General features: G+C 65.7%; 24 protein-coding genes. 8 read left to right on the top strand and 16 right to left on the bottom strand.

The window, feature by feature from the left end; genetic code table 11:
* Positions 1 to 21: 21 nt before the first annotated feature.
* Positions 22 to 234 carry a hypothetical protein gene (locus tag ADBZ9O_RS07725; RefSeq protein ID WP_526529942.1) on the bottom strand — a complete coding sequence of 71 codons (213 nt, stop codon included), beginning with the start codon at positions 232 to 234 and terminating at the stop codon, positions 22 to 24.
* Positions 235 to 290: 56 nt separating this feature from the next.
* Here ADBZ9O_RS07725 and ADBZ9O_RS07720 point away from each other — a divergent pair, with 56 nt between their 5' ends.
* The 3 genes from ADBZ9O_RS07720 (at position 291) to ADBZ9O_RS07710 (ending at position 6,170) form a co-directional block, all read left to right on the top strand.
* Positions 291 to 2,579 carry a helicase-associated domain-containing protein gene (locus tag ADBZ9O_RS07720; RefSeq protein ID WP_526529940.1) on the top strand — a complete coding sequence of 763 codons (2,289 nt, stop codon included), beginning with the start codon at positions 291 to 293 and terminating at the stop codon, positions 2,577 to 2,579.
* Positions 2,580 to 2,698: 119 nt separating this feature from the next.
* Positions 2,699 to 4,348, top strand: coding sequence for a DNA repair helicase XPB (locus ADBZ9O_RS07715; RefSeq protein ID WP_526529938.1), 1,650 nt, complete (start codon positions 2,699 to 2,701; stop codon positions 4,346 to 4,348).
* 82 nt (positions 4,349 to 4,430) lie between these two features.
* Positions 4,431 to 6,170 (top strand): PE-PPE domain-containing protein, encoded by a 1,740-nt coding sequence (locus ADBZ9O_RS07710; RefSeq protein WP_526529936.1) that lies wholly within the window; start codon positions 4,431 to 4,433, stop codon positions 6,168 to 6,170.
* A 9-nt stretch (positions 6,171 to 6,179) separates the two neighbouring features.
* On the opposite strand, the gene ADBZ9O_RS07705 is transcribed toward ADBZ9O_RS07710, so the two are convergent.
* The 4 genes from ADBZ9O_RS07705 to ADBZ9O_RS07690 form a co-directional block, all read right to left on the bottom strand.
* Positions 6,180 to 6,650 (bottom strand): VOC family protein, encoded by a 471-nt coding sequence (locus ADBZ9O_RS07705; protein ID WP_526529934.1) that lies wholly within the window; start codon positions 6,648 to 6,650, stop codon positions 6,180 to 6,182.
* Positions 6,651 to 6,687: 37 nt separating this feature from the next.
* The gene (locus ADBZ9O_RS07700) at positions 6,688 to 7,833 is read right to left on the bottom strand and encodes a thiolase family protein (protein ID WP_526529932.1); all 1,146 of its coding nucleotides are present in this window, start codon (positions 7,831 to 7,833) and stop codon (positions 6,688 to 6,690) included.
* 11 nt (positions 7,834 to 7,844) lie between these two features.
* Complete coding sequence (locus ADBZ9O_RS07695; protein ID WP_526529930.1) at positions 7,845 to 8,282, bottom strand: Zn-ribbon domain-containing OB-fold protein; 438 nt, start codon at positions 8,280 to 8,282, stop codon at positions 7,845 to 7,847.
* A gap of 78 nt (positions 8,283 to 8,360) precedes the next feature.
* Positions 8,361 to 9,314 (bottom strand): RNA polymerase subunit sigma-70, encoded by a 954-nt coding sequence (locus ADBZ9O_RS07690; protein ID WP_526529928.1) that lies wholly within the window; start codon positions 9,312 to 9,314, stop codon positions 8,361 to 8,363.
* 81 nt (positions 9,315 to 9,395) lie between these two features.
* On the opposite strand from ADBZ9O_RS07690, the gene ADBZ9O_RS07685 reads away from it, so the two are divergent.
* On the top strand, positions 9,396 to 10,109 hold the full coding sequence (locus ADBZ9O_RS07685) for an SDR family NAD(P)-dependent oxidoreductase (RefSeq protein WP_526529926.1): 714 nt from the start codon (positions 9,396 to 9,398) through the stop codon (positions 10,107 to 10,109).
* On the opposite strand, the gene ADBZ9O_RS07680 is transcribed toward ADBZ9O_RS07685, so the two are convergent.
* The gene (locus ADBZ9O_RS07680; protein WP_526529924.1) at positions 10,098 to 11,093 is read right to left on the bottom strand and encodes an LLM class F420-dependent oxidoreductase; all 996 of its coding nucleotides are present in this window, start codon (positions 11,091 to 11,093) and stop codon (positions 10,098 to 10,100) included. The two genes, ADBZ9O_RS07685 and ADBZ9O_RS07680, sit on opposite strands and share 12 nt — an antisense overlap.
* 39 nt (positions 11,094 to 11,132) lie before the next feature.
* Here ADBZ9O_RS07680 and ADBZ9O_RS07675 point away from each other — a divergent pair, with 39 nt between their 5' ends.
* The gene (locus ADBZ9O_RS07675; protein ID WP_526529922.1) at positions 11,133 to 11,558 is read left to right on the top strand and encodes a pyridoxamine 5'-phosphate oxidase family protein; all 426 of its coding nucleotides are present in this window, start codon (positions 11,133 to 11,135) and stop codon (positions 11,556 to 11,558) included.
* Here the strand turns inward: ADBZ9O_RS07675 and ADBZ9O_RS07670 are convergent.
* Both ADBZ9O_RS07670 and ADBZ9O_RS07665 read right to left on the bottom strand, forming a co-directional pair.
* Complete coding sequence (locus ADBZ9O_RS07670; protein WP_526529919.1) at positions 11,522 to 13,048, bottom strand: class I adenylate-forming enzyme family protein; 1,527 nt, start codon at positions 13,046 to 13,048, stop codon at positions 11,522 to 11,524. The two genes, ADBZ9O_RS07675 and ADBZ9O_RS07670, sit on opposite strands and share 37 nt — an antisense overlap.
* Positions 13,045 to 13,596, bottom strand: coding sequence for a TetR/AcrR family transcriptional regulator (locus ADBZ9O_RS07665; RefSeq protein ID WP_526529917.1), 552 nt, complete (start codon positions 13,594 to 13,596; stop codon positions 13,045 to 13,047). Before ADBZ9O_RS07665 ends, ADBZ9O_RS07670 begins: the two co-directional genes overlap by 4 nt.
* 71 nt (positions 13,597 to 13,667) lie before the next feature.
* On the opposite strand from ADBZ9O_RS07665, the gene ADBZ9O_RS07660 reads away from it, so the two are divergent.
* On the top strand, positions 13,668 to 14,885 hold the full coding sequence (locus ADBZ9O_RS07660; protein ID WP_526529915.1) for an FAD-dependent oxidoreductase: 1,218 nt from the start codon (positions 13,668 to 13,670) through the stop codon (positions 14,883 to 14,885).
* 46 nt (positions 14,886 to 14,931) lie between these two features.
* On the opposite strand, the gene ADBZ9O_RS07655 is transcribed toward ADBZ9O_RS07660, so the two are convergent.
* From ADBZ9O_RS07655 to ADBZ9O_RS07645, 3 genes are all read right to left on the bottom strand, one after another.
* On the bottom strand, positions 14,932 to 17,079 hold the full coding sequence (locus tag ADBZ9O_RS07655) for a 3-hydroxyacyl-CoA dehydrogenase NAD-binding domain-containing protein (protein ID WP_526529913.1): 2,148 nt from the start codon (positions 17,077 to 17,079) through the stop codon (positions 14,932 to 14,934).
* Between the two features lie 4 nt (positions 17,080 to 17,083).
* Complete coding sequence (locus ADBZ9O_RS07650; RefSeq protein WP_526529911.1) at positions 17,084 to 18,295, bottom strand: acetyl-CoA C-acetyltransferase; 1,212 nt, start codon at positions 18,293 to 18,295, stop codon at positions 17,084 to 17,086.
* Positions 18,296 to 18,423: 128 nt separating this feature from the next.
* Positions 18,424 to 19,530, bottom strand: a complete 1,107-nt coding sequence (locus ADBZ9O_RS07645) for an alkene reductase (RefSeq protein ID WP_526529909.1) — start codon at positions 19,528 to 19,530, stop codon at positions 18,424 to 18,426.
* 59 nt (positions 19,531 to 19,589) lie between these two features.
* Between ADBZ9O_RS07645 and ADBZ9O_RS07640 the strand changes: the two genes are divergently transcribed.
* Positions 19,590 to 20,759 carry a pyridoxal phosphate-dependent aminotransferase gene (locus ADBZ9O_RS07640; protein ID WP_526529907.1) on the top strand — a complete coding sequence of 390 codons (1,170 nt, stop codon included), beginning with the start codon at positions 19,590 to 19,592 and terminating at the stop codon, positions 20,757 to 20,759.
* Positions 20,760 to 20,776: 17 nt separating this feature from the next.
* Here the strand turns inward: ADBZ9O_RS07640 and ADBZ9O_RS07635 are convergent, their stop codons facing one another.
* The 4 genes from ADBZ9O_RS07635 to ADBZ9O_RS07620 form a co-directional block, all read right to left on the bottom strand.
* Complete coding sequence (locus ADBZ9O_RS07635) at positions 20,777 to 21,691, bottom strand: TIGR03564 family F420-dependent LLM class oxidoreductase (protein ID WP_526529905.1); 915 nt, start codon at positions 21,689 to 21,691, stop codon at positions 20,777 to 20,779.
* A gap of 126 nt (positions 21,692 to 21,817) precedes the next feature.
* Complete coding sequence (locus ADBZ9O_RS07630) at positions 21,818 to 23,536, bottom strand: DUF3556 domain-containing protein (protein ID WP_526529903.1); 1,719 nt, start codon at positions 23,534 to 23,536, stop codon at positions 21,818 to 21,820.
* A gap of 3 nt (positions 23,537 to 23,539) precedes the next feature.
* On the bottom strand, positions 23,540 to 24,619 hold the full coding sequence (locus ADBZ9O_RS07625) for a CaiB/BaiF CoA transferase family protein (RefSeq protein WP_526529901.1): 1,080 nt from the start codon (positions 24,617 to 24,619) through the stop codon (positions 23,540 to 23,542).
* Between the two features lie 14 nt (positions 24,620 to 24,633).
* Positions 24,634 to 25,074 carry an SRPBCC family protein gene (locus tag ADBZ9O_RS07620; protein ID WP_526529899.1) on the bottom strand — a complete coding sequence of 147 codons (441 nt, stop codon included), beginning with the start codon at positions 25,072 to 25,074 and terminating at the stop codon, positions 24,634 to 24,636.
* Positions 25,075 to 25,143: 69 nt separating this feature from the next.
* On the opposite strand from ADBZ9O_RS07620, the gene ADBZ9O_RS07615 reads away from it, so the two are divergent.
* Positions 25,144 to 25,497 (top strand): UBP-type zinc finger domain-containing protein, encoded by a 354-nt coding sequence (locus ADBZ9O_RS07615; protein WP_526529897.1) that lies wholly within the window; start codon positions 25,144 to 25,146, stop codon positions 25,495 to 25,497.
* Here ADBZ9O_RS07615 and ADBZ9O_RS07610 read toward each other — a convergent pair.
* Entirely contained in the window at positions 25,494 to 25,793 is a 300-nt protein-coding gene (locus tag ADBZ9O_RS07610) for a hypothetical protein (RefSeq protein WP_526529895.1), read from the bottom strand. The genes ADBZ9O_RS07615 and ADBZ9O_RS07610 overlap by 4 nt on opposite strands.
* Positions 25,794 to 25,846: the final 53 nt, after the last annotated feature.

Raw genomic sequence — 25,846 nt, 5'->3', positions numbered from 1 at the left:
TACCCCGGCCCCTGACCACTACTACCTGTTGACGACCGTGACGGGGTGCACGTACGGCAGTTCTGAGGCAGGCAGCGGGAACGTCACGTCACCGAACGGCGACAGCGCACCCGTGCGATCGGCGGCAAGCTCGCTCACGGGGTGGTCATCAGGACCACCGCCGCCGGGCCAACCATTGTCTACGTACCTGGTCTTGTGCGGTTTGGAGTCAGCATTGTCGGACACGGAAGACATTCTGACAGGTTATGACCCGCTGGCGCGTAGGAGAACCTGCTTTACGCTGGTCAGCAATGACCGAACACACCTCAGGCGTCCCCCTGGGCGCCTGGCTGGCCGATCTGCCCGACGAGCGGCTGATTCGCCTCCTCGAGCTGCGCCCTGACCTCGCGCAGCCACCGCCAGGCAGTATCGCCGCGCTGGCAGCACGCGCACAGGCCCGCCAGTCGGTCAGGGCGGCCACCGATGAGCTCGATTTCTTGAGGTTGGCGGTGCTCGATGCGCTCTTGGTACTGCACGCCGACACCACCGAGGTGCCCGTCACCAAGCTGATCGAGCTGATCGGGGAGCGCGCACCCGAATCCGCGGTCCTGGTCGCGCTGGACGATCTGCGGGATCGGGCGTTGGCGTGGGGCGAGGCCAGGATGCGGGTGGCTGCGGAGGCCAGCGGCGGGCTGCCCTGGTACCCCGGCCAGGTGATCCTGGAGGATCCGGCCCGCACGCCCGCCGAGATCTCCGAACAGCTCGACCACCTCGATGAACCACAGCGTGAGCTGCTGGAGCGACTGCTACAGGGCTCGCCCGTCGGCCGCACCCGTGACGCCGCGCCAGGTACCCCGGCTGATCGCCCGGTGCCGCGGCTGCTGGCAGCCGGACTGCTGCGCCAGGTCGACGAGGACACGGTCATCTTGCCGCGCCAGGTGGGCCAGGTGCTGCGCGGTGAGGAACCCGGTCCCAGCCTCCTGATCGCGCCCCAGCCAGCCACCGGAGCTGCCAAAGGCGGAAAAGCCGTCAAAGCCGCCGACGTCGATGCGGCCGCTGCCGGCGCGGTCATCGACCTGTTGCGTGATTTCGACGTCGTCTTCGAAACACTCGGCACCACACCGGTTCCCGAGTTACGCAGCGGCGGGATCGGCGTCCGCGACGTCAAGCGGTTGACCAAGCTGACGGGAATCACCGAACAGCGCCTGGGCCTGGTTCTCGAAATCGCCTCTGCGGCAGGGTTGATCACCAGCGGCGTACCCGATCCCGAACCCGATGACGGCCCGGGACCGTACTGGGCGCCGACCATTGCCGCCGACCGGTTCGCCGACACCTCCGCCGCGGATCGCTGGCAGCTGCTGGCGAGCACCTGGCTGGACCTGCCTGCGCGGCCGAGCCTGATCGGGCACCGCGGGCCCGACGGTAAACCCTATGCGGCACTGTCAGATTCGCTGTATTCCACGGCGGCACCGTTGGATCGCCGGCTGTTGCTGACCATTCTGACCGACCTGCCGCGCGGGGTCGGCGTTGACGCGGCAGAGGCATCGCGGGCGATGATCTGGCGGCGCCCGAGGTGGACGGCGCGGCTGCAGCCCGAACCCGTTGCCCACTTACTGGAGGAGGCGCACGCACTGGGCGTGGTGGGCCGCGGGGCGATCAGTAATCCGGCTCGCGCACTGCTGACCGAGGATGCCGACGCCGCGGTCACCACGATGGCCAAGGCGCTGCCCGCTCCCATCGACCACTTCCTGGTCCAGGCCGACCTGACCGTGGTCGTTCCCGGCCCCCTCGAGCGAGACCTGGCCGACGAGCTGGCACATGTCGCCGATGTCGAATCAGCGGGCGCGGCAATGGTTTACCGGGTAAGCGAACAGTCCATCCGGCGTGCGCTCGATAGCGGCAGGAGCGCGACGGCATTGCACGCCTTCTTCACCAAACACTCCAAGACTCCGGTACCGCAGGGCCTGACGTATCTCATCGACGATGTCGCCCGTAGGCACGGTCAGTTGCGGGTGGGGATGGCGACATCATTTGTGCGGTGCGAAGATCCGGCGCTGCTGACCCAGGCCATCGCCGCCCCCGCCACGCAGCGGCTCGATCTTCGGCTGCTGGCACCGACCGTGGCGGTCTCCCAGGCGCCGATCGCCGATGTGCTCACCGCCCTGCGTGGCGCGGGCTTCGCACCGGCCGCGGAGGATTCCGCCGGTGCGATCGTCGATATCCAGGCTCGCGGCGCCCGGGTGCCGACGCCCCTGCACCGCCGCGTGTACCGCCCGGCGCCCAGCACACCGAATCGGGACACCTTGGCCGCTGTCGTCTCGCTGCTGCGCAAGGTCGTCGCCATGCCGTTCAACGCCAACGGCACAGGCCGGGTGGACCCGGCGCGGGCCGTCACCCTGCTGCAGCAGGCCGCGTTGGAACAGACCTCGGTGGTAATCGGTTATATCGACGCCGCCGGAGTAGCCACCCAGCGCGTGGTCTCCCCCGTCAACGTCAGGGGCGGTCAACTACTGGCCTTCGATCCGGCCTCTGGCCGCGTACGAGATTTCGCCATCCACCGCGTGACATCCGTGGTGCGCGCCGATGACGACGCAGAGTGAGGCGCCCGATGACGATGCGGGACGAGGAACGAGACCCGCTGAGGAATCGGGCGAAGGCCCGAGAACGATGAGGAGGAGTGGCGCCAGAGATGTCGGCCGACGAAGGATAATGAACACTTATGACTGACGGACCCTTGATTGTCCAGTCCGATAAGACCGTGCTGCTCGAGGTCGACCACGAGCAGGCCGCGGAGGCGCGTGCTGCCATCGCGCCGTTCGCCGAACTTGAGCGCGCCCCGGAGCACATTCACACCTACCGCATCACCCCGTTGGCCCTGTGGAACGCGCGCGCGGCCGGTCACGACGCCGAACAGGTCGTCGATGCGCTGGTGAGCTTCTCCCGCTACGCCGTACCGCAGCCGCTATTGGTCGACATCGTCGACACCATGGGCCGCTACGGCAGGCTGCAGCTGGTCAAGAGCCCGGTACACGGGTTGATCCTGGTCAGTCTGGACCGGGCCGTCCTCGCCGAGGTGTTGCGGCACAAGAAAATCGCCCCGATGCTGGGGGCCCGCATCGACGACGACACGGTCATCGTCCACGCCAGCGAGCGCGGCCATATCAAGCAGATGCTGCTCAAGATCGGCTGGCCCGCTGAAGACCTGGCCGGCTATGTCAACGGCGAGGCGCACCCGATCAGCCTGCAACAGGACAACTGGGAACTGCGCGACTACCAGCAGATGGCGGCGGATTCATTCTGGGCCGGCGGCTCGGGCGTTGTGGTGCTGCCCTGCGGGGCGGGCAAGACCATGGTCGGCGCCGCGGCGATGGCCAAGGCCGGAGCCACCACGCTGATTCTGGTCACCAACACCGTCGCAGGCCGGCAGTGGAAGCGGGAGTTGATCGCACGGACCTCGCTGACCGAAGAGGAGATCGGCGAGTACTCCGGTGAGCGCAAAGAGATCCGACCGGTCACCATCGCGACGTATCAAGTGATCACCCGCCGCACCAAGGGCGAGTACAAACATCTGGAGCTCTTCGACAGCCGCGACTGGGGTCTGATCATCTACGACGAGGTGCACCTGCTGCCCGCGCCGGTGTTTCGCATGACCGCTGACCTGCAGTCACGTCGGCGTCTCGGTCTGACCGCCACCCTGATCCGCGAGGACGGGCGTGAAGGTGACGTGTTCTCGCTGATCGGGCCCAAACGCTATGACGCCCCGTGGAAAGATATCGAGGCCCAAGGCTGGATTGCCCCGGCCGAATGCATCGAGGTCCGCGTCACGCTCACCGAGAACGAGCGGATGATCTATGCCACCGCCGAGCCTGAGGAACGCTACAAGCTGTGCTCCACAGCGCATTCCAAGATCGCGGTGGTGAAGTCGATCCTGGAACGCCACCCCAATGAGCCCACACTGGTGATCGGTGCCTATCTCGATCAGCTCGACGAACTCGGCGCCGAGCTGAATGCGCCGATCATCCAGGGTTCGACGAAAACCGCTGAGCGCGAAGAACTCTACGATCAGTTCCGGCGTGGTGAGATCCGCACACTGGTGGTGTCGAAGGTGGCGAACTTCTCCATCGATCTACCGGAAGCCTCGGTGGCAGTGCAGGTTTCGGGCACCTTCGGGTCCCGCCAAGAGGAAGCGCAACGGCTGGGCCGGTTGCTGCGGCCCAAGGCAGACGGCGGCGGCGCGGTGTTCTACAGCGTGGTCGCCCGCGACAGCCTCGACGCCGAGTACGCCGCGCACCGGCAGCGCTTCCTGGCCGAACAGGGCTACGGCTACATCATCAAGGATGCCGACGACCTGCTGGGCCCGGCAATCTAGCAAACGCGCAACTCCCAGCGGAGCGATCCACTAGGCGCTAATCTTCGCCGCAGTCAATAACGGCTGTCGCGAGGAGGGGTTCGTGAGCTCAACGAGCTATATCGGTCGGGTCGGTGGGCTGGCAGTTGCCCTCGGAGTGGGCGCCGCGATGTTCGGCGGCGCCACGGCCTGGGCCGACAGTGCCAGCCCAGAGGGATCTGCCGGTGGGTCGACCGTTTCGCATTCGGCGGGGCCGAGCAAGCATGTGAGCTCGTCGAGTTCCGCCCGCTCCGAGCGTCCCCGCTCGGTGGTCGCGGGCGCCCGCTCGGCGAATCAATTTCGAGCCGGGCCCGCCAATCAGGTCACCTCCCGCACGGTGGCGACCACCACGGTCTCCGCCACGACGTCAGCGCCGGCCGCCGACGACGGCCCGATCTCACCTGCCGAGTCGCCGGTGGAACTATCGCTGCTCGCGTTCACCCGTCGCGAATCCGCCTCGGCCAGCGCCGCTGCACCGCTTGTGCAGGCAGCCGTCCCGGCCGCCGTGACGCAGAGCAGCGCGGTGATCATGAGCCCCAGCGGCGTGCCGATCGTCACGGCGGACTATCTGGCAAGGGTTTTCGCGCTCTACGTTGCGCCAAACAGCCCGGTCGGCACCATCCCGGAGGGGTTGGACACGCCGGAAGGTCTTTACCCCATCACCGGCGTCAAGAGCCTGCCACTGAACACCTCCGTGGACCAAGGGCTGACGATCCTCGGCACCGAAATTCAAAAGCAGCTCAACGCAGGAAATGCGGTCACGGTCTTCGGTTACTCCCAGAGCGCCATCATCGCCTCATTGGCGATGGCGGATCTAGATCCGTCGGCGCCGCTGTCGTTCATCCTGGTCGGCAACGAGATGAACCCCAATGGTGGTCTGCTGTCCCGGTTCCCGGGAATGAGCCTGCCGGCGCTCGGTATCCCCTTCTACGGCGCAACGCCAGCCGATGCCTTCCCCACGACGAACTACACACTGGAATACGACGGGTTCGCCGACTTCCCGCGCTATCCGCTGAACTTCCTGGCGGACCTCAACGCTGGGCTGGGCATCGTCTTCGTGCACACCCAGTACGCGGAACTGACCGAGGACCAGGTGACCCCGGTCTCGCAGGGCGGCCAGGCCATCGAGTTGCCGACGTCGTCGCCGACGCAGCACTACTACGTAATCCCCACCGCGAATCTGCCGCTGCTGGAGCCCCTGCGGGCCATCCCGCTGATCGGCACTCCGCTCGCCGACCTGTTGCAGCCGGCCCTGCGGGTTCTGGTCAACCTCGGCTACGGCGATCCGAAATACGGCTGGTCCAACGAGGGATACGCCAATGAGCAGACGACGTTCGGCGTGATCCCGGACGTCGACTGGGGCGAAGTTGCGCAGCTTCTCGTCGCCGGGGCACAACAGGGCATCAGTGATTTCGTCGGCGACTTCGGGCCGGGCGGGTCGATAGTGCATGAGCTGTCAGCGTTTTCGTTGCCCAGCCTCGACCATGTGGTCGCGGACCTGGTGCAGTTGCCGATGACGATCGCCTACACCATCTCGAACGCGGCGTCTGCGGCATACGCGGCGCTGCTGCCGACAGCCGACATCATCAATTCGCTGGTGACGATGTTGCCCGCCTACAACCTGACGCTATTCCTCAGCGGCGTTGCGCAGGTGCTCGACGGCGATATCGTCGGCGGTCTGGTCAACGCCATCGGGTTGCCGATCGCCGCCGACGTCGGGTTGATCACCACGGCCGGCCTGATCGAACTTCTCGTCCTGGGCCAAGCGGTCGAAGGAGTCATCAATGCGGGCGACGGTGCGTAGCCGGTTGAGCTAGCCGGTCGCCACTGCACCATCTAAGTCCGCCACCACGATCTTGCGCATGCCGAGCATCGCGGTGGTGGCGGCCACGACCGTGGCGGGATCTTCCAGGAGTTCGTAGAGCCGCTCGGGCACGATCTGCCAACTCAGGCCGAACCGGTCCTTGAGCCAGCCGCACTGTGATTCCTGCCCGCCGTCACCGAGTTTCGTCCAGTAGTGGTCGACCTCCGCTTGATCAGCACAGCGCACTTCGAAAGACACCGCTTCCGAGAACGGGAACTCGGCACCGCCGTTGATGCCGAGGAACCGGTTTCCATCGAGCACGAAGATCCCGTAGGCGACGTCGCCCGGCTTACCCGGGCCGGCGTCGGTGTAGCGGGCGTACTCCTCGATGGTCGAGTTCGGAAACACCGAACAGTAAAACTGCGCAGCCTCTTCGAGGTTGTTGTCGAACCACAGGCAGGGCGTAATTGTCGTCGTCATACCCGTTGTGACTTCGGGGACGGCCCGAAGTCATCGGTTACAGCGACAAAATGGTGGCCGAGGCGGTGCCCGGCGCGCCGTACACCTGGGCCAGGCCCACCCGCGGGTTGCCCGGCACCTGACGCTCGCCGGCCTCGCCGCGAAGCTGGCGCACCAACTCGTGCATCTGCCGCAGACCGGACGCGCCGATAGGTTCGCCGTTGGCAATCAGCCCGCCGTCGGTGTTGACCGGAATCGACCCGTGGATTTCGGTGGCACCGTCAGCGAGCAGCTTCTCCTGCTCACCGTCAGCGCATAGCCCGGTTTCGGCCATGTGGATCACTTCGGCGCCCGCGTCGGTGTCCTGCAGTTGCGCGACGTCGATGTCCTCGGGCCCGATACCAGCGGCCTCGTAGGCCGCCCTGGCCGCAAACACCGTCGGCGACGGATCCTCGTCCAGCGGCGCAGAGGTGCCGTGTACCTCGTAGGCGCCGAAGGTCCTGGTGCGAATCTCCGAGGCCCGGACATAGACCGGCTTATCGGTGTACTTGTGTGCGATATCGGCGCGGCACATGATGACCGCGGCCGCACCCTCGTCGGGGGCGCAGAACATGAATTGCCGCAGCGGGTAGTTCAGCACCGGTGACGCCATGATCTCGTCGACCGATATTTCCTTGCGCCGGAAGGCATTCGGGTTCAGCACCCCGTTGCGAAAGTTCTTGTTGGCCACCCGAGCCAGCGTCTGCTCGGAAATACCGTGCTTGTGCAGGTAGTGGTTGGCCTTGATACCGAAGAATTTGGTGGTGACGAACTGGCCGTTCTCGGCGTACCACTGCGGCAGGGCCAGCTTGGCCGGATCGTCGGTGAACGCACCGCGCGGATGCTTGTCCAGACCGATCGCGATGCCGATGTCGTACTTGCCGAGCCGGATGGTGTCCGCGGTCTGCTGGATGGCGCTGGCCGCGGTGGCGCAGGCGTTGAACACGTTGGTGAAGGTGATACCGGTGAGCCCGACCAGTCGGGTCACTGCGTCAGGATTGGACACCTCGTAGCTGCCGCCGAACCCGAACTGGACGTCCTTCCACTCCAGTTTCGCGTCCTGGAGCGCCAGCTGGATGGCATCGGCACCCATCTGCATGGCGGTCTTGTCGAAGCGGCCGAAGGGATGCAGGCCAACACCGATGATGGCGACGTCGTTGCTCATAGTTGGTGCTCCTAGACCGGCTTGAACGCGAATGTGATGATCTCCACCGGGTTCTCGGGGTCGGAGGCGTCGGTGGCGAACGGGATCATGGTCAGCTCGACATCCATGCCGAACTGCAGCTTCTCCGGATCGTTCTCGGTGAGCCTGCCCTCGACGCGGACCACGGCCTCTTCCCCCAGACCGAGCTGGACCAGGCCGACGCCGAACGGGACGAAATCCTTACCGGTCGGCCCGATGTAGGGCGCCCCGGGCGGAAAACCCTGGGTGGTCCATGCCACCAGGGTGCCGCGGCGCGGCAGACCCAGATCCGACATCTGCGCCTTGCTGCACTTCGGGCAATGCGTCTGTACCGGGAAGACGGTGGCATGGCAAGCGCCACACTGACTTCCGATCAGCTGGGGATTGTCCTCCGGCCAGGTCGAGATTTCCGGGGCAAGTGCCTTTTGCATCGAGCAACCTCCGCAAGCCGTCCAATAATGCGCTTTCGGAATCGTACAATACAGTTACCATTTGCGGAAATGTCATTCTCATACCCGCCTGGCCGGCAACCCGAAGGCAGGAAAGAGTGCGGCATCGAGGAACACGGTGATCGCGCGGATGCCGTCGGCAGATGCGGTGAGGACGTGAATCGCGTGAGCGTGCAGCGTGCCGTCGTCACCTCGGCGGTAATCCGCCACCGCCGGTTGCCCGTTGGCGGCCGTCGAGACCATCACGGTGTCCCCAGGCGTGCTGTAGGCGCGGGTGGACAGGAACCGTGCGACGGCACTGGGGCCACTGAACCACACATCATGGGGAGGCATCTCCAGGCGGACCTCCTCGCTGAGCAGTGCCGTCAGTGCCGCCACGTCACCGTCCTCAAAGGCGGCACAGTAGCGATCCAGCAACTGCTGGGCCGCCGCGTCCCCGGGGGTGATCGCATCCTGATCGACCGGCGCCACCTCGGCCAGGTGGGCACGGGCCCGCGCCAAGGCGCTGTGCACCGCGGTTGGCGTTGTCTCCAAGAGTTCGGCGACCTCGATTGCACTGAACTGCACGACATCTCGCAAGATCAGCACAGCCCGTTGCCGCACGGGCAGTTCCTGTAGCGCGGTAGCGACGGCAAGGCGGACGCTTTCCTTCGCTGTGTAGTGGGATTCCGGCGTGCGCGTATCCGGTAGCGGCTCGAGCCACAGGTACTCACCGACCGCCCCGTCCAGATCGACTTCCGGGTCCGCCGATGCGTCACCGAGTCCGGCAGGCAGAACCCGGCGAGCGCGATTCTCCAGTGCGCGCAGGCACGCATTGGTCGCGATCCGGTAGAGCCAGGTCCGCAGGGCGGCGCGCTGTTCGAACTCCTGATAGCCGCGCCACGCGCGCAGGTACGTTTCCTGCACGAGGTCCTCCGCGTCGTGCACCGAGCCCAGCATGCGATAGCAGTGGGCGATCAACTCGGCGCGGTAGGGCGCCGCCTGTTCGATGAAGTCCTCGGTGTGCGCGTGCATAAAGATACAGATCCATCCCGCAGCAGATATTCATCGGTGCCGGGCCGACGAATTCGCGGGTTCGGGCGGATCTGAACCACTATGCAACCACTTGATGACCGAACTGCCATTGTCACCGGAGCCGGCCGCGGATTCGGCCGGGCCATCGCCTCGGACCTGACCGCCGCGGGCGCGCACGTCGTCGGCGTCGCCCGCACGGGTGCGGAGGTGTCGGCCGATGTCGCCGACCCGTCGACTGCGGTGCGCCTGATCGACGAGCATCACCCCGATCTGCTTGTGCTCTGCGCGGGCGCACAGCCTCGGATGGCCCCGCTGCAGGAACACACCTGGGAGAGTTTCAGCCAGAACTGGAATGTCGATGTGGCCCAAGCCTTTCACTGGATCGGCCACGCCCTGCGACGGCCGTTGTCACCGGGCAGTACGGTGATCGTCTTCTCCAGCGGCGCCGCGTTGAAAGGGTCACCGCTCTCCGGTGGCTATGCGGGTGCGAAGGCGACGGTCAGGACCGTGGCCGCGTATGCGCAGACGGAATCCCAGCGGGCGGGGCTGGGGATCCGATTCGTCTCGGTGCTCCCCCGGCTGACCCCGGCGACCGAGCTGGGGAAAGCCGCGGTTGCCGCCTACGCCGAACGCGCCGGGGTCGACGTGAACCTCTTCGTCAACGGACTACAACCCGAGCTGACGGTCGAACAGGTCGCAGCGGGTGTGCGCGCTCTTGCTACTGGAGCAGAGCATGGGCACGGTGATGGGGAGGAAGCCTATTTGTTGAGCGCAGCCGGTCTGTCACCCCTGTAGCGCGGGGATGACCTCACGCTCGAAGAGCTCAATACCCGAGCGGTCATAGGCCGCCTCGGGGAAGTAGCAGATGACGTATTCGCAGCCGAGCTCACGTAGACGCTCCAGAGTGCCGATCACCTGCTCGGGGGTGCCCGCGCCGGACTCCGGGCCGCTCATCGACCCGATCATGGCGTCGGCGGCACCGTCGCCGACGATCGGCGCCAGCCGGCCGCGGATCCGGGCCAGCCGGTCCTTGACGTCGGCGTCCGAGGTGCCAAGCACGGGATTGATATTCGCCGAGCGGACGATCGCGTCGAAATCGGTGCCGACGTCGCGACAGTGTTGGGCCAGCAGCTGCGATTTGTGCGCGAAGCCCTCCGGCTCGGACGTGAAATTGGTGTACTGGGCGTACTTGGCCGCGATCTTGAGCGTCACCTTCTCGCCACCGCCGGCTATCCAGAGTGGAATTCCGTTTTCCTGCAATGGTTTTGGTGCGACGATGGCGCCATCAACCTGGTAATGCTTCCCCTGGAAGGTGACCTTGCCGTCCCGCCAGGCGTCGCGCATGATCTGGACGCCCTCATCGAGGCGGGCCAGCCGCTCACCCGCCGACGGGAACCCGTAGCCATATGCGCGCCATTCATGCTCATACCAACCGCCGCCGATCCCCATCTGAACACGGCCACCGGAGATGATGTCGGTGGTGGCGGCAACTTTGGCCAGGTAGGCGGGATTGCGGTAACTCATCGCGGTGCACATCTGCCCGAGCTTGATCCGCGACGTGGTCGCCGCATACGCCGCCATCAAAGACCAGGCCTCATGCGTGGCCTCATCGGTGGGCGTCGGCACGGTATGGAAATGGTCATAGACCCACAGCGAGTCCCAGATATTGCCATCGTCGACATAGGTGGCGAGATCGCGCATCACCGCCCAGTGCTCCGCCGGGTCGATACCGACCAGATCGAGTCGCCAGCCTTGCGGGATGAAGAGTCCGAAGCGCATCTTTCCGACTGTAGCGGCCGCAAAAGCTAGCCTGGCAGGATGGCCCTTTCCCAAGACGAACGCGAACAGTTTCTGGCCGAATCCCGGGTCGCTGCCTTATCAGTGTCCGCCGGGGACAGCCGTGGCCCGTTGACCGTGCCGATCTGGTATCAGTACACCCCCGGCGGCGAACCGTGGATCCTGACCGCACCGGGATCGCGCAAGGCCCGACTGATCGAGGCGACGGGGTACTTCTCGCTGATGGTCGAGCGGGAAGATCCGACCGTGCGCTACGTCGCTGTCGACGGTGCGGTCAGCCGCATCGAGCCCGGCACCGACGCCCAGCTTGAGGAGATGACCCGTCGTTACCTCAGCGGCGCGGCCGCCGATAGGTACCTTGAGTTCGCCAAGGCCGAGCACGGTGGGAGCGTCGCCATCTACATGCAGCCTCAGAACTGGTTGTCGGCGGACCTCGGCGGGTTCTGATAGAGGGCTTTCACCTCGAGCAGGCTGACCTTCAGCGACGGGTTGCGCGGTAGCTCGCCGACCACCGCAACTGCCACCGGCACAGAGTGTTTCGGCAACGCACCGCGCACCAGCTCCAGCAGCTCCGATTCCGACGGGACAGCCGACCCCGGCACGGTGTCCACCGCGGCGAACGGCACCTCACCGAGGCGGACATCGGGCACGCCGACCACCGCGGCGTCGCGAACCGCGGGATGTGTCAGCAGGACCCGTCGCACCGTCTCGGGCAGGATCTTGAAACCACCGCGATTGATCGCACCGTCGCCGCGGCCGTGCAGCGTCACGAACCCGTCGATATCCACCGACGCCAGATCGGTGGTGCGCAGCCAGTCCGGACCGAGCACCGGGTTATGCGCCTCCAGGAAACCCACTGCCCCGGTGGCGACCTCGGCACCGGTATCGCCGTCGACAACCCGCACCCCGATCCCCGGCAGCGGCCTACCCACACTGTCGCGCTTGTCCTTACCGAACTGGCTGTGCAGCTCCGGCGTCCACGCACATACCGATCCCGCGAATTCGGTTGCGCCATAAGCGGGCAGGATCGGAACTCCGAAGCGCGCCTCGAACGCATCCCTGATGTGTGGTTCCAGCGGTCCCGAGGCGCTGACGATGTACCGCAGCGAGGCCAGGTCGTCTTTGGACACCGCAGACTCCGGGGCGTCGAGCAGCATCCTGACGACGGCGGGCTGCACACCGGATCCGGTGATGCCGTGGGTCCGCACGGCGCGTACCCACCCCGCCACGGTGAACTTCTCCAGCAGCACGATCCGGCTACCGACGTAGACCGCCGCAATCAGTTGGCAGACACCGATATTGCCGAATGGCCAGTACGCCAGTCCCGGCGGCTCATCCGGCGCCACTTTCTCACCGCTGTTGACGCTGACCACCATGTGCTGCAGGACGGCCATCGGAATGTGCACGCGTTTCGGTGGTCCGGTGGTGCCACTGGTCAGGATGTGCAGGCCGGCCACCCCGTCGAGGGCGGACCGCACACCCCCGGTGCGCTCAAGGCCAGGCACCGCCCGCGCATCCGGTTCTGACAACGAAATAGCCACTCCCGCAGTGCCTGTCCGCCTGGCGGCATCGACCACCGGCACCGTCCAATCATCAGCATCGGCGATGACGGCGGCCAGACCCAGCGCGGCGACATCACGGGCGATCGCCTCAGCCGACTGGAATGAATAGATCATCACCAGCGGTCGACCCGCCGCGATCAACCCGACGATGGCGGCGGCGTGGGGCAGCCGATTACGAACCACCAGGCCTATCGCCGCATCGCAGGCAACCCCGGCATCGTCGAGCGCGCGGACCATTCCATCGATGCGGCGGGTGATCTCGTCGCCGGTGTACCAGCGTTGCTCGAACTCGATACACGCCGCACTCCTGTAGCCGACCAGGCTGGCGGCCAGTGCGGAGGCGATGGCTTTGCCCTCGCCATCGCCCTCGCTCACGTGGTCAATCCCATCGCGGCCAGCGCACCTTCGACGACGACCGCCCGCAACTCGTCGTGGGCGATATCGGGAAACTGCAGACAGCAGTCCTGCAAACCGCCGAACGCAATCACCCCCCTGGCTGCCTGCGAGAGTGTCGGCGAGGGCCCGAATACCATGTGCACCAACCGTTCCCGCCAGGCCAGCATTGCATCGATCAGTCCGAGGTCGGCCAGCGTCGTCAGCTCGGCGATGACGAGGACCAGATCCGCACGATGGCGGTAATGGAAGTCGAAGGAACCTTCCAGCAGTTCGCGCGGTGAGGCGTCGCCACGGGCTTCCTGCTCGGCGACGTACTTCTCGCCATCGTCGATGAGGGGCTGCAGGATGCTGCGGACCAGCTCTTCGCGTGAACTGAAGTGATAATAGAGCGCCGGTTTGGTGATGCCGAGGCGCGCCGCAATGTCTTGCAGGCTGGTGCGTTGCACGCCTTTCTCGGTGAACAACTCCCTGGCCACGTCCTGGATGCGCTGGCGGGTGTCGGACGCGGGCTTGGAGGACTGGACCACGTAGCCACCCTAGCTGACCGATCGTTAAGTAAGCTACGGTACTTACCGACCGTTAAGTAAGGAGCTAGATCATGCGAGTTCTCATTTCCGGCGCCAGCATCGCCGGACCCGTGCTGGCCTATTGGCTGGCCCGTCGCGGCTTCGACGTCACCGTGGTCGAGCGCGCCCCGGCGCTACGTAAGACCGGCGGGCACGCCATCGACCTGTTCCGGCCCGCGATGGAGATTTCCGAGCAGATGGGTGTGCTGCCCCAGATCGAGGCACGCGCGACGGGCACGACGGTGATGACCGCCCACCGACCGTGGTCGACCAAGCCCGTGCATATCGACTATCTCAAGCTGGAGCGGACCATGTCCGATCGCCATGTCGAGATCATGCGCGACGACCTCAGCGAGATCTACTACAACGCCGGACGTGACGACGTGGAGTACATCTTCGGCGATCAGATCACGGCCATTGCCGACGGCGGTGACGTCACCTTCCAGCACGGCGGACCCAGGCACTTCGACATCGTCGTCGGGGCCGATGGACTGCACTCCGGGGTGCGTCAGCTCGTCTTCGGCGACACCGTCACCGAGCGCTTCCTCGGCAGCTACCTCTCGGTGATGTCGGTGCCGAAAGCCCTTGCCCGCGAGGGCGTGATGAACACCTACCTCGAGCCGAACCGGGTGGCCATGCTGTACACCGCCGATCACCTCGAGGACGCCCGTGCGGTGTTCATCTTCCGCCCGGATTCTGCGCTGGATTTCGACCACCGCGACGAACCCCGCCAGCGCGACCAGTTGCGTGCGGCATTCACCGGCGCGGCACCCGAGGTGGATTCCTGGCTGGCGGAACTGGACCGGACGCCCACGTTCTACTTCGACGCCATCACCCAACTGGAGTCCACGAGTTGGTCGCGGGGCCGGGTGACGCTGGTCGGCGATGCGGGTTACTGCCCAGGACCCGCCGTGGGCGGCAGCACCAGCCTGGCCGTCTACGGCGCCTACGTGCTGGCTGCCGCCCTGGCCAGCGCCGATGGCGATCACACCGCGGCGTTCGTCGAGTACGAGCGCATGATGCTGCCATCGGTGGTCGGCAGCCGCGCCCTCGCGCGATTCAACGCCAAGACGATCGTGCCCGGAAGTCGTTGGCGAGTACGGGTTCTCGTCGGCGTCGGGCGTACGATCTCCGCCCTACCGCTGGGGGCGACACAGGCGCTGGCCCGGCTCAACGCCAAGGGGATCCGGCTCTACGACACGATGCCGCTGCCGGATTTCCCTCGCCGAGCAGACACAAACATCCCCTAAATCCGCGGATTCAGGGGACGTTTGTGTCTGGTCGCGCTGGAGAGGACTAGCTTTCCAGCGACGCCGGCGGCAGGAAGCGGTCGCCGTAGCGGGCGGCCAATTCCTTGGCGCGGGCCACGAAGGCTGCCTTGCCGATACCGGCGGGGCCCTCATAGCCGACGATGAACTGCGCCGAGCCACCGGTCCACGGCGGGAAGCCGATGCCGAGGATGGAGCCGATGTTGGCATCCGCCGTGGTCATCAGCACACCCTCGTCGAGGCACTTCTGGGTTTCCAGTGCCTCGGCGAACAGCATGCGGTCGATCATGTCCTGGATCGGCGGCGTCGACGCACCCGAAGAGAAGGTCTCCCGCAGACCCGGCCACAGCTGGGTGCGCTTACCGTCGGTGTACTCGTAGAAGCCGGCGCCCTTCAGGCGTGAAGGACGGCCGAGCTCGATCATCTTCTCGACAACCGCCTCGGCGGGATGCGCCTCGTAGGTGCCACCTGCATCTTCGATGCCCTTGCGCGATGCGACCGCGATCTTGTGCATCAGTTCGAGGTTGAGCTCGTCGGAGAGCTGCAGCGGTGCCGCCGGGTAACCGGCCATTCCGCCTGCGTGCTCGATGCTGGCGGGCTCGACACCCTCACCCAGCATGGCCAGCGCCTCATTGACGAACGTGCCGATGACGCGGCTGGTGAAGAAGCCGCGGCTGTCGTTGACCACGATCGGGGTCTTGCCGATGGCCAGGGTGTAATCGAACACCCGGGCCAGCGCTTCGTCAGACGTCTTCTCGCCCTTGATGATCTCGACCAGTGGCATCTTGTCGACCGGTGAGAAGAAGTGGATTCCGATGAAATCCTCTTGGCGCTTCACGCCGGTCGCCAAACCGGTGATCGGCAGCGTCGAGGTGTTGGAACCCAGCAGCGCGTTCGGCTCGACGATGTCCTCGATCTCCTGGAACACCGTGTGCTTGAGTTCCTGGCTCTCGAAGACGGCCTCGATGACGAAATCGACACCCTTGAAATCGGCCGGATCTGCCGACGGCGTGATCCGAGCCAGCAGCGCGTCGCTGCGCTCCTTGGTGGTCTTGCCGCGCTCGAGCGCCTTGGCCTCGATCTTCTCCGAGTAGTTCTTACCCTTCTCGGCGGCCTCGATGGTGACGTCCTTGAGCACGACGTCAAAGCCGGCCTTGGCCGAGACATAGGCGATACCCGCGCCCATCATGCCGGCGCCGAGCACACCGATCTTGGTGATCGGGGTCTTGCCGATACCCTCGGGCCGCGAACCGCCCGAGCTGATGAACTGCATATCGAAGAAGAACGCCTGGATCATGTTCTTCGCGACCTGGCCGGTGACCAGCTCGGTGAAGTACCGGCTCTCGATGCGGCTGGCGGTGTCGAAATCCACCTGCGCGCCCTCGATGGCTGCGGCCAGAATCGCCTTGGGCGCAGGCATATTGGCGCCCTTGAGCTGTTTGCGCAGCAGCGCCGGGAACGACGGGAGGATGGCCGCGAGTGCCGGGGTGGACGGGGTGCCGCCCGGCATCTTGTAACCCTTCTTGTCCCAGGGCTGCTCATGAGCCTCGGGGTTGGCCTTGATCCACGCCTTGGCGGCCGGGACCAGCTCTTCGACGGTGGGCAGAACCTCGTCGACCAGGCCGATCTCCTTGGCCTTGGCCGGCTTGAACCGGGTGCCCTGGCTCAGCACGGTCATGAATGCGTTCTGGATACCGAGCATGCGCACGGTGCGGGTGACGCCGCCGCCGCCAGGCAGCAGGCCAAGCGAAACCTCTGGCAGGCCAAGGACACTGCCCTTGGCGTCAGCGGCGATGCGGTGGTGGGTGGCCAGCGCGATCTCCAGGCCGCCACCGAGCGCGGCGCCGTTGATGGCCGCGACGACGGGCTTGCCGAAGGTCTCCAGCGTGCGCAGGGCCTTCTTGACGGTTTCGACCGTGCTAAAGGCGTCGCCGGCGTTCTCCGGGCCGAGGTGGATCATCGACTTGAGGTCACCGCCGGCGAAGAAGGTCTTCTTCGCACTGGTGATGACGACACCGGTGATCGAATCCTTTTCGGCGACAAGGCGTTCGACGGCCTTGTTCATCGACTCGGTGTAGTGCTCGTTCATCACGTTCGCCGACCCGGTCGGGTCGTCCAGTGTCAGCGTGACGATGCCGTCGGCATCCTTGTCCCACTGGATTGTGTTCTCAGCCATTGTCTTAGACCCTCTCGATGATGGTGGCCACACCCATGCCGCCGCCGATACAGAGCGTGATGAGGGCACGCTTGGCGCCGCGGCGCTCAAGCTCGTCGACCATGGTTCCGGTGATCATGGCGCCGGTGGCGCCCAGTGGGTGGCCCATCGCGATGGCGCCACCGTTGACGTTCAGCTTCTCGTCCGGGATGTTGAGGTCCTTCTGGAACTTCAACACCACCGAGGCGAAGGCCTCGTTCAGTTCGAACAGGTCGATATCGTCGACCGTCAGGCCGGCGCGATCGAGCACCTTGCGGGTGGCCGGGGTGGGGCCGGTCAGCATGATGGTCGCGTCCGCACCGCTGGTGGCCGTCGCGACGACCCGGGCCCGCGGGGTCAGCCCCTGGGACTTGCCCGCTGCCTCAGAACCGACCAGCACCAGGGCGGCCCCGTCGACGATGCCCGAGCTGTTACCGCCGGTGTGAACGTGGTTGATCTTCTCGACCCAGTGGTACTTCTGCAGCGCCACATCGTCGAAGCCGCCCATCGAGCCGATCCCGTCGAATGCGGTGCGCAGCTTGCCGAGGCTTTCCACGGTGGACTCGGGACGCATGTGCTCGTCATGGTCGAGGATCAGCAGGCCGTTCTGATCACGAACGGGCACAACAGACTTGGCGAAGTAACCGCCCGACCATGCCGCGGCGGCGCGCTCCTGTGAGCGGGCCGCGTAGGCGTCGACGTCTTCGCGGGAGAAGCCTTCGATGGTGGCGATCAGATCGGCACCGATGCCTTGGGGGGCAATGTAGTTGTCATAGGTCACGACCACGTCGCTGAACATCGCGCCGCCGTCGGAACCCATCGGGACGCGGCTCATCGATTCGACGCCGCCGGCCAGGACCAGATCGTCCCAGCCCGAGCGCACCTTCTGCGCGGCGGTGTTGACGGCCTCAAGGCCGGATGCGCAGAACCGGTTGAGCTGCACTCCACCGGTGGTGTCGGGCAGGCCCGCGGCCAGCACGGCGGTGCGGGCGATATCGCCACCCTGGTCACCGACCGGCGAGACGCAGCCGAGGATGACGTCGCTGATCAGGCTCTCGTCCAGGTCGGGGTGCCTGCTGCGCAGCTCGTTGATCAGGCCGACGACGAGATTGATCGGCTTGACCTCGTTGAGTGCACCATTGCGCTGCTTGCCGCGAGGCGTGCGAATCGCCTCGTAGATGAAAGCTTCTTCGGACATGTCTGTGGTCTCCAGGTCCTGTTCAGATTGTTTACGGGTCCGTCGAACGACGGTAGTCCTCTGAGCAGAAATCCTAGCAAAGCGCCCTCCCAACCTGTTGGTTGGGAGGGCGCCGCAGCATGCAGGGGTCAGACCGACTGGGATTCGGATGCTCCGGTCAGCGTCGGGTAATCGATATAGCCGTTCGGGCCGGGCGCGTAGAAGGTCGCCACATCCGGCTCGTTGAGCTCGGCGCCCAGAAGTAACCGGTCGAGTAGATCAGGGTTGGCGAGGTACGCCCGACCGACCGCAGCGGCGCTGATCGCACCCATATCGACGAAGCTCTCCAGCTGGCAGAAGTCGGTGTCGATCTCACGGCCGGTGTTCAGCACGAAAGTGCCTGACCACAGCCCGCGGATCTCCCCGAACGCCGGGTCAGCGGGGTTCATCAGCACATGCAGGTAGGCGATGCCCAACGGCGCGATCCGGTCCAGCAGCGCCTCGTAGACACCGACGGCATCCACTTCGTGCACGTCGCCGGCGCCGTTTCCCGGCGAGATCCGCAGTCCCACCCGTCCGGCGCCGATCTCGGCGACGACGGCCTCGACCACCTCGGCGGTCAGCCGGGCCCGGTTCTGCGGCGACCCGCCGTAGGCGTCGGTGCGTCGGTTGACCACATCGGAGGCGAACTGGTGCAGCAGGTAACCGTTGGCGCCGTGGATCTCCACCCCGTCCATCCCGGCGTCGACCGCTCGTCTGGCCGCGGCGCGGAAATCGGCCACGATCGCGCCGATCTCGGCGGTCTCCAGTGCGCGGGGCACCGGCAGCGACTGCTTACCCGAGGGTGTGTGGGTGGTGACCTGGGCGGCGATCGCCGACGGCGCCACCGATTCGCCACCGCTGATCGCCGGGTGGGCCATTCGGCCGACATGCCACAGCTGCACGAAGATCTTGCCGCCCTCGGCGTGCACCGCGCTGGCGATCTCGGCCCATTTCTGTTCGTGGCCGTCGGTGTAGATGCCCGGGGTATTCAGGTAGGCGCCACCGGCGCTCGCCGATACCGAGGTGGCCTCGGTGATGATGATTCCTGCGGCGGCGCGCTGGGCGTAGTACTCGGCGGCCAGATCCGACGGCGTGCCATCGGCCTGGGCCCGCGATCGGGTCAGGGGCGCCATGAAGAGCCGGTTGTCGGCGGACGTATCGCCAACCTGAACGGGCTGCAGAAGAGCCGCTGTTTCGCCAAGTTTGAAGGTCACGCCGCACTCAGCGCCGGGCAGCCGCCATTCATTCCCCGGGCTCACTACGCTCAACCCCTATGACGGTGTCGAGACTGCGCCCGTTCGCGGTCACTGTGTTCGCCGAGATGTCGGCGTTGGCCGCCCGGATCGGTGCGGTCAACCTGGGCCAGGGCTTCCCCGATGAGGACGGCCCGGCCTCGATGCTCAAGGTCGCGCAGGATGCCATCGCCTCCGGGGTGAACCAGTACCCGCCCGGGCTGGGCATAGCTCCGTTGCGGGAAGCCATCGCCGCGCAGCGACTGCGCCATTTCGGGGTGGCGTACAACCCTGATACCGAGGTGCTGGTGACCGCGGGCGCCACCGAGGCCATTGCTTCAGCGGTGCTCGGACTGGTCGAGCCCGGCTCCGAGGTCTTGGTCATCGAACCCTTTTATGATTCGTACTCCCCGGTGATCGCGATGGCCGGCTGTCACCGCGTGGCGGTGCCGTTGGTGCCCGACGGTCGGGGTTTCGCCCTCGACGGTGGTGCCCTCCGTGCCGCGGTCACCCCGCTGACCAAGGCGCTGATCATCAACTCTCCGCACAATCCGACGGGCATGGTGCTCAGCGCAGCCGAACTGCAGGTGATCGCCGATATCGCGATCCGCCACGACCTGCTGGTGATCACCGACGAGGTCTACGAGCATCTGGTGTTCGACGACCGCAAGCATCTGCCATTGGCCGGCCTGCCGGGGATGGCGCAGCGCACCGTGACGATTTCCAGTGCCGCCAAGATGTTCAACTGCACCGGCTGGAAAATCGGTTGGGCTTGTGGCGCACCAGAACTCATCGCCGGTGTGCGGGCGGCCAAACAGTATCTGACCTACGTCGGCGGCGCGCCGTTTCAGCCGGCGATCGCCCACGCGCTCAACACCGAAGATTTCTGGGTGAGCGCGCTGTGCGAGGGCCTGCAAGCCAAACGGGACAAGCTCAGCACGGCACTGACGCAGTACGGGTTCGACGTGCACGACAGCTTCGGGACGTACTTTCTGATCGCCGACCCGCGCCCGCTCGGCTATACCGACAGCACCGCCTTCTGCGCGGAGCTGCCGGAACGCGCCGGAGTGGCGGCGATCCCGATGTCGGCGTTCTGCGATCCCGACTCACCCCACATTGGGGCGTGGAATCACTTGGTGCGCTTTGCGTTCTGCAAGCGCGACGACACCATGGACGAGGCGATCCGGCGGCTCGCCGTTGTGAAGGGCTGAGTCTTGACGGGCTGACGCTACAGGCTGGCCGCAATCTGCCAAAGCTGTTGCAGCTCAGTCGGATCGCTTCGCAGCAGCGTCGGGACCACATCCGTCGCGCCCGCATCGAGGTATGCCTGCAGCCGGCGTGACACCACATCGACGGACCCGACGGCCGCCAGGTCGGCGACACCGTCGACACCTTCTTTGGCGATCACCGCCTGATAGGACGGGATGGTCGCGTAGAACGCCAACTCCTGCGCCGCATGAGCGCGGGCGGCATCGGCGTCGTCGTCGATCACGACAGGGACTATCGCGATCACCCGCGGCTGCCGACGACCCACCGCGGCCGCCGCCTTGGCGATGGTCGGGACGATGAATTCGGAGATGGTGCGCGGGCCTGCCAGGTACGGCAATGTGCCATCGGCGAGCTCACCGGTGACCCGCAGCGCCTGCGGGCCCATCGCGGCCACGTAGAGCGGTACCGCTGCGCCACCGGGGACGTCCACCGGCCACTCCGGATGCGCCGTCACCTCCTCGCCCTGGAAGTTCGCCACCCCGTCGTCGAAGATCGACCGCAGCACCGTCAGGTACTCGCGCAGCCTGCGCACGGGTTTCTCGACCGAGATGCCGAAGGCCGCAGCTTCGACCGACGGCGCGCCCAGTCCAAGGCCGAGACTGAAATTACCGTGCGACGCCGCCTGAGCGGTCTGGGCGGCCGCAGCGATGATCAGCGGGTGGCGCGGGTTGATCGGCACCACCGACGTGCCGACCCCCAACCCGGGGACGGCCGCCCCGATCAGGCCGGACAGGGCGATCGCGTCGTAATCAACGCGTTGCGCCAGCCAGACCTGCCGGACACCGGCGTCGTACGCCGCCGTGGCCTGCTCGATCGCGTTATCAACGAGGTTGGCGGCGGCGCGGTCAGGGGTGAGTACTACTCCGTGAGACATACCTGGGCCAACCCATCGACCGGGCAGAGCTATTCCGGCTCAATCACGGTGATTGAATACCGCCGCCGAGATCGACGTTTTGCCGGACCGTACTCGCACTTTGCGGCCCAAAGGTGAGTTTGGGCCTTACTGACGCCGCCAGGTGACGTTCAACGGAATCGGGCCGTTGGGCAGCCACGGCTGCTCCTTGACCAGATCCGCGACCCGCCAGGTGCCGCGTTCGATGACACCCAACGCAGCGTCGATGACCTTGTAGTGCTGCACTCTGCGGTGGATGGGCTGGGATTCGACCCAGACCACCACCAGTTCACCGGGTTCGAACTGCGCTTCATCCTGCACCGCGCTGATGAGGTCCTCGTTGTGCAGGTGACCGTCACCGAAGTTGAACCCCACCAACGTGTTACACACGATCTCGCCCTCGCGGACATCGCGCCGGTCGATATCGGGCAGGTTCTTGATCAGCACCGAGAACAGACCGCGGCCCTGGCTGTGCATGGACCGCCAGCCCAGGATCTGCTGCGCGAACAACTCGGCGTCCAACGGGGTGTACCCGTAGTCGATCAGTTGATCCACCACGTTGCCCGCCGAGCGGGTCACCCGGTTCAGCTTCGCCTCGGCGCCGGGTGCAAACGCCCATACCGCCGAGGCCCAGTTGCCTGCGTATTGACGCATGGCGGGCAGGAACGACACCAGATCCGGGCGCAGATTGCCCAGCACCGGGAAGAAGCTCAGTGCCGCCACCAGCACGACCGCCAGCCACGGCGAGGACACATCCCAGATCGCGTGGCCCTGCCAGTTCGGGAACCCCAGAAAGAGAAACACCACCGAATAGGCGAAAAGCGCATTCCACTCCGAGGGCACCGCCAACGGGAACGTCGAAATGATGAACAGATGGAAACCGACCATGATCGCCACCGCGATATAAGTCAGCCATGGCCACGGCGAAAACAGCAGCGCCAGTGGCGAAATGATCTCGACGACGGTGCCGGGGCCGTGGGCCATGAACGTCGCCAGGTGCGACGGACGGACGTCATCGGGAAAGTTGCGGTAGTGCGCGCGCTTGAGCCACTTCAACGGCATCGCCGGGCTGTTGCTGACCATCGGCGGGATGACACTGGTGAAGTGCGGCCCGAACTTCGACACACCCGCCCAGAACCAGACGGTGACGATCAGGATCTTCAGCGCGATGACCATATCGGGCAGCGGCAGTACCGCAAAGAAGAACAGTGCAGGTAGGTACTGCTCGCCGCGGGCCGCCAGGAAAACAGTCTTATCGCGGAGCCCAAGCAGCACCAACAGCACCATGGGGGCGATGAGCAGCACCGGGATGACCAGCCCGCTGCCGTCAGGTGGTGACACCATGGCCGCCACCACCACGGCGGCCAGCACCCCATAGAGCGCGATATCGAACCAGGTCCGGCGATTTCCCGCGGTCAGCGGTACCCGTCGCCACGGCCGGAGCCGAATAGTGTTGGGCCTGGCCCAGAATCGGAAACCACCGGTCATCGGTTTGGTCTTGCCGGCCAGCGGCCCCCATGAACCACCGAGTCCGAGCAGTTCCAGCAGTACCGTCCACAGGATGAGCTTCTGGTAGACGATCGGCTGATCCCACCACAGCGAAACATGCCAGAAGGCAGGCAGACCCGAGGTCGCATTGGCGATCGAGACACCGCCGATGGCGTAGAACACGACAAGCTTGACCAGGTAGATCAGGTGCACCATGCGCGGTACCCCGTAGCCGTAATCGACCCATTTGAGCACCAGGATTTTGATCCGGTCCATCAGTGGCTGCGTGACGAAGGTCGCCGGGTCGACGGCAGGCAGGTTCGGCGTAGTGAATCCCATTATCTACCAATCGATATCGTCGAGCGACGTGGTCTGACGCGGTGGTGTCCCGACGGGTCCTGCCGGGGTGCGGGAGAACCGCGGGGCCGGTGCAGCCTGGGTCACCCCGCCAGCGTCGATCAGGGTCGCGCGCGCTCGCAGGTGCTCATCGTGCGCAGCCTCGCTCCAGGTCAGCACCGGCGTCACGCAGGCGTCGGTACCGGCGAAGACGGCGGTCCAGTGCGCCCGGGTCTGCCCGGCGAATCGCTGCGTGAAGATCGCGCGCATCTCGTCGTAGCGATCCCGCTCGTACTGGCCCGGTACATCCTCGACCGTCAGGCCCAGTCCGCTCAGCAGCAGGGCGAAGAACTGCGGTTCTATGGCTCCGACGGCCATATACCCACCGTCGGCGGTCTCGTAGGTCCGGTAGTAGGGCGCGCCGCCGTCGAGCAGGAACGACTCACGGTCGTCGCGCAACGAGCCGGTGGCCTTCATCGTCCACATCATCTGCGCCAGGATGCTGACACCGTCGACCATGGCGGCATCGATCACCTGCCCCTGACCGGACTGCGCTCGCTCGTAGAGCGCAGCCACGATGCCGAGCACCACCAACATCGATCCGCCGCCGTAATCGGCGACGAGGTTCAACGGCGCGATCGGCGGGCGGTCCCGGTACCCGATCGCATTCAGCGCGCCGGTCTGCGACAGGTAATTGATGTCGTGGCCCGCCGTCATGGCCAGCGGCCCGTCCTGACCCCAGCCGGTGATTCGCGCGAAGATCAGCCGCGGGTTGGCCGCCGCGCACTGCTCAGGTCCGATGCCGAGCCGCTCACAGGTGCCCGGCCGGAAGCAGTCGAGCAGTACATCGGCTTTGGCCACCAGGTCCAGCAGCAGCTGCGGGGAATTCTTGACATCGAGTTCAACGATCCGCTTGCCGCGGTGCGACAGGTCGACGTCCTCGGCGGGCATCACCCACCCGCCCGGCCTGCGGACACGCACGACGTCGGCACCCAGGTCGGCAAGAATCATCGCGGCATGCGGGCCCGGACCGATACCGCCGAGCTCGATCACCTTCACACCGGCCAAGGGGCCCGAATTAGTCACGGGCGGAACAGTAGTCAGCCCTTCTTTATCTTCAGCACCTGTTTGCGCAAACCGTCGGTGGCGGTTTCCATTCCGCCCTTGAGCGTGCGCTTGAGCAGGAACCCGGGCATCGGAATCGACAGGTCGATCGTCATATCGAACTTCACTCGCGTCTTTTCGCCGTCCGGCGTCAGCGTGTAGCCCGCATCCTGCGCCTTGAGCTGGCCCGAGGACACCAAGGTCCACGACACACTGTTATCGGCCCAGGTGTACTCGATGACCTGCACATCGGTCAGGCCCGCGGCCTTGACCGTCATCTTGACCTGCTTTGGCCGACCATCGGGGTAGCTCTCCAGGATCTCGGCTTTCTGATACTGCGGGGACCACCTCGGGGTCGACTCGACATCGGCGATCACATCGAGGATCTCGGCCGGGGTTGCTTCGATGACCACGTCGCGGGAATCACTGGTTGCCATGGCCGGAACCTTAACGAGTCCGATCTGAGGCTGGGACGACTTTGAGAGACGCAAGTAGTCTCAGCAGTCATGAGCGCGAATGTCGACCCGACTGCGGTCCCCAGTGGCACAGGATGTGTGGAATGCGACGCGAGCGGCGGCTGGTGGGTGCACCTGCGCCGCTGCGCGGCGTGCGGGCATATCGGCTGCTGCGACGACTCGTTGATGAAGCACGCCACCGCGCACTGGAAGGCCACCGGCCACCCGATCATCCAGTCCTTCGAACCTGGCGAGGACTGGTTTTGGGATTTCGAGGCCAACGATTACTACGAGGGACCCGAGCTTGCCCCACCAGACTGCCGGCCCGTTGACGAGACCGTGCCGGGCCCGAGGGGCCGGGTGCCCGCCGACTGGTACGAGCAACTTCAGCAGGGCGCTGGCTAGTCAGGTCCGTGCAGCCGGACCGACACACAGAGTGCACTGGTCCGGGTGTCCTTACCAAATGCACCGTCGCGCACCACGATTCGCTTTTTGCGGAACACCCTGGCGCTGCTGGCAGTGAACGTCACCGGCTCGATGTAGCCACCGCTGTTGGCGGCGCCGACGCGCACCGAATCGTCGAACCGCTTGCCGATATCGCTGTCGGAGAAGTGCGCGGTGTAGCAGATGGTGAACAGCCAGGTGGTGTCCGGGCGCTGCTCTACGTGAACGATCATCAAGTCGTTACCGATCTTGGCCATGACCCGATCGTGGGTCCGGCGGCCGGCGCGTTCACGCGTAGTCGACTACCCGT

It is taken from the genome of Mycobacterium sp., assembly GCF_965229105.1.
Classification (GTDB): Bacteria; Actinomycetota; Actinomycetes; order Mycobacteriales; family Mycobacteriaceae; genus Mycobacterium.
This window is presented reverse-complemented; position numbering and strand designations above follow the sequence as displayed.

Excerpts from the sequence above, each read along its gene's own strand:
- ADBZ9O_RS07635 (WP_526529905.1), bottom strand. The coding sequence starts at position 21,691 with ATGTCTCACGGAGTAGTACTCACCCCTGACCGCGCCGCCGCCAACCTC.
- ADBZ9O_RS07650 (WP_526529911.1), bottom strand. The coding sequence starts at position 18,295 with ATGTCCGAAGAAGCTTTCATCTACGAGGCGATTCGCACGCCTCGCGGC.
- ADBZ9O_RS07720 (WP_526529940.1), top strand. The coding sequence starts at position 291 with ATGACCGAACACACCTCAGGCGTCCCCCTGGGCGCCTGGCTGGCCGAT.
- ADBZ9O_RS07725 (WP_526529942.1), bottom strand. The coding sequence starts at position 234 with ATGTCTTCCGTGTCCGACAATGCTGACTCCAAACCGCACAAGACCAGG.
- ADBZ9O_RS07620 (WP_526529899.1), bottom strand. The coding sequence starts at position 25,074 with ATGGCAACCAGTGATTCCCGCGACGTGGTCATCGAAGCAACCCCGGCC.
- ADBZ9O_RS07640 (WP_526529907.1), top strand. The coding sequence starts at position 19,590 with ATGACGGTGTCGAGACTGCGCCCGTTCGCGGTCACTGTGTTCGCCGAG.
- ADBZ9O_RS07705 (WP_526529934.1), bottom strand. The coding sequence starts at position 6,650 with ATGACGACGACAATTACGCCCTGCCTGTGGTTCGACAACAACCTCGAA.
- ADBZ9O_RS07630 (WP_526529903.1), bottom strand. The coding sequence starts at position 23,536 with ATGGGATTCACTACGCCGAACCTGCCTGCCGTCGACCCGGCGACCTTC.
- ADBZ9O_RS07660 (WP_526529915.1), top strand. The coding sequence starts at position 13,668 with ATGCGAGTTCTCATTTCCGGCGCCAGCATCGCCGGACCCGTGCTGGCC.
- ADBZ9O_RS07700 (WP_526529932.1), bottom strand. The coding sequence starts at position 7,833 with ATGAGCAACGACGTCGCCATCATCGGTGTTGGCCTGCATCCCTTCGGC.
- ADBZ9O_RS07695 (WP_526529930.1), bottom strand. The coding sequence starts at position 8,282 with ATGCAAAAGGCACTTGCCCCGGAAATCTCGACCTGGCCGGAGGACAAT.
- ADBZ9O_RS07680 (WP_526529924.1), bottom strand. The coding sequence starts at position 11,093 with ATGCGCTTCGGACTCTTCATCCCGCAAGGCTGGCGACTCGATCTGGTC.
- ADBZ9O_RS07715 (WP_526529938.1), top strand. The coding sequence starts at position 2,699 with ATGACTGACGGACCCTTGATTGTCCAGTCCGATAAGACCGTGCTGCTC.
- ADBZ9O_RS07655 (WP_526529913.1), bottom strand. The coding sequence starts at position 17,079 with ATGGCTGAGAACACAATCCAGTGGGACAAGGATGCCGACGGCATCGTC.
- ADBZ9O_RS07685 (WP_526529926.1), top strand. The coding sequence starts at position 9,396 with ATGCAACCACTTGATGACCGAACTGCCATTGTCACCGGAGCCGGCCGC.
- ADBZ9O_RS07610 (WP_526529895.1), bottom strand. The coding sequence starts at position 25,793 with ATGGCCAAGATCGGTAACGACTTGATGATCGTTCACGTAGAGCAGCGC.
- ADBZ9O_RS07675 (WP_526529922.1), top strand. The coding sequence starts at position 11,133 with ATGGCCCTTTCCCAAGACGAACGCGAACAGTTTCTGGCCGAATCCCGG.
- ADBZ9O_RS07615 (WP_526529897.1), top strand. The coding sequence starts at position 25,144 with ATGAGCGCGAATGTCGACCCGACTGCGGTCCCCAGTGGCACAGGATGT.
- ADBZ9O_RS07690 (WP_526529928.1), bottom strand. The coding sequence starts at position 9,314 with ATGCACGCGCACACCGAGGACTTCATCGAACAGGCGGCGCCCTACCGC.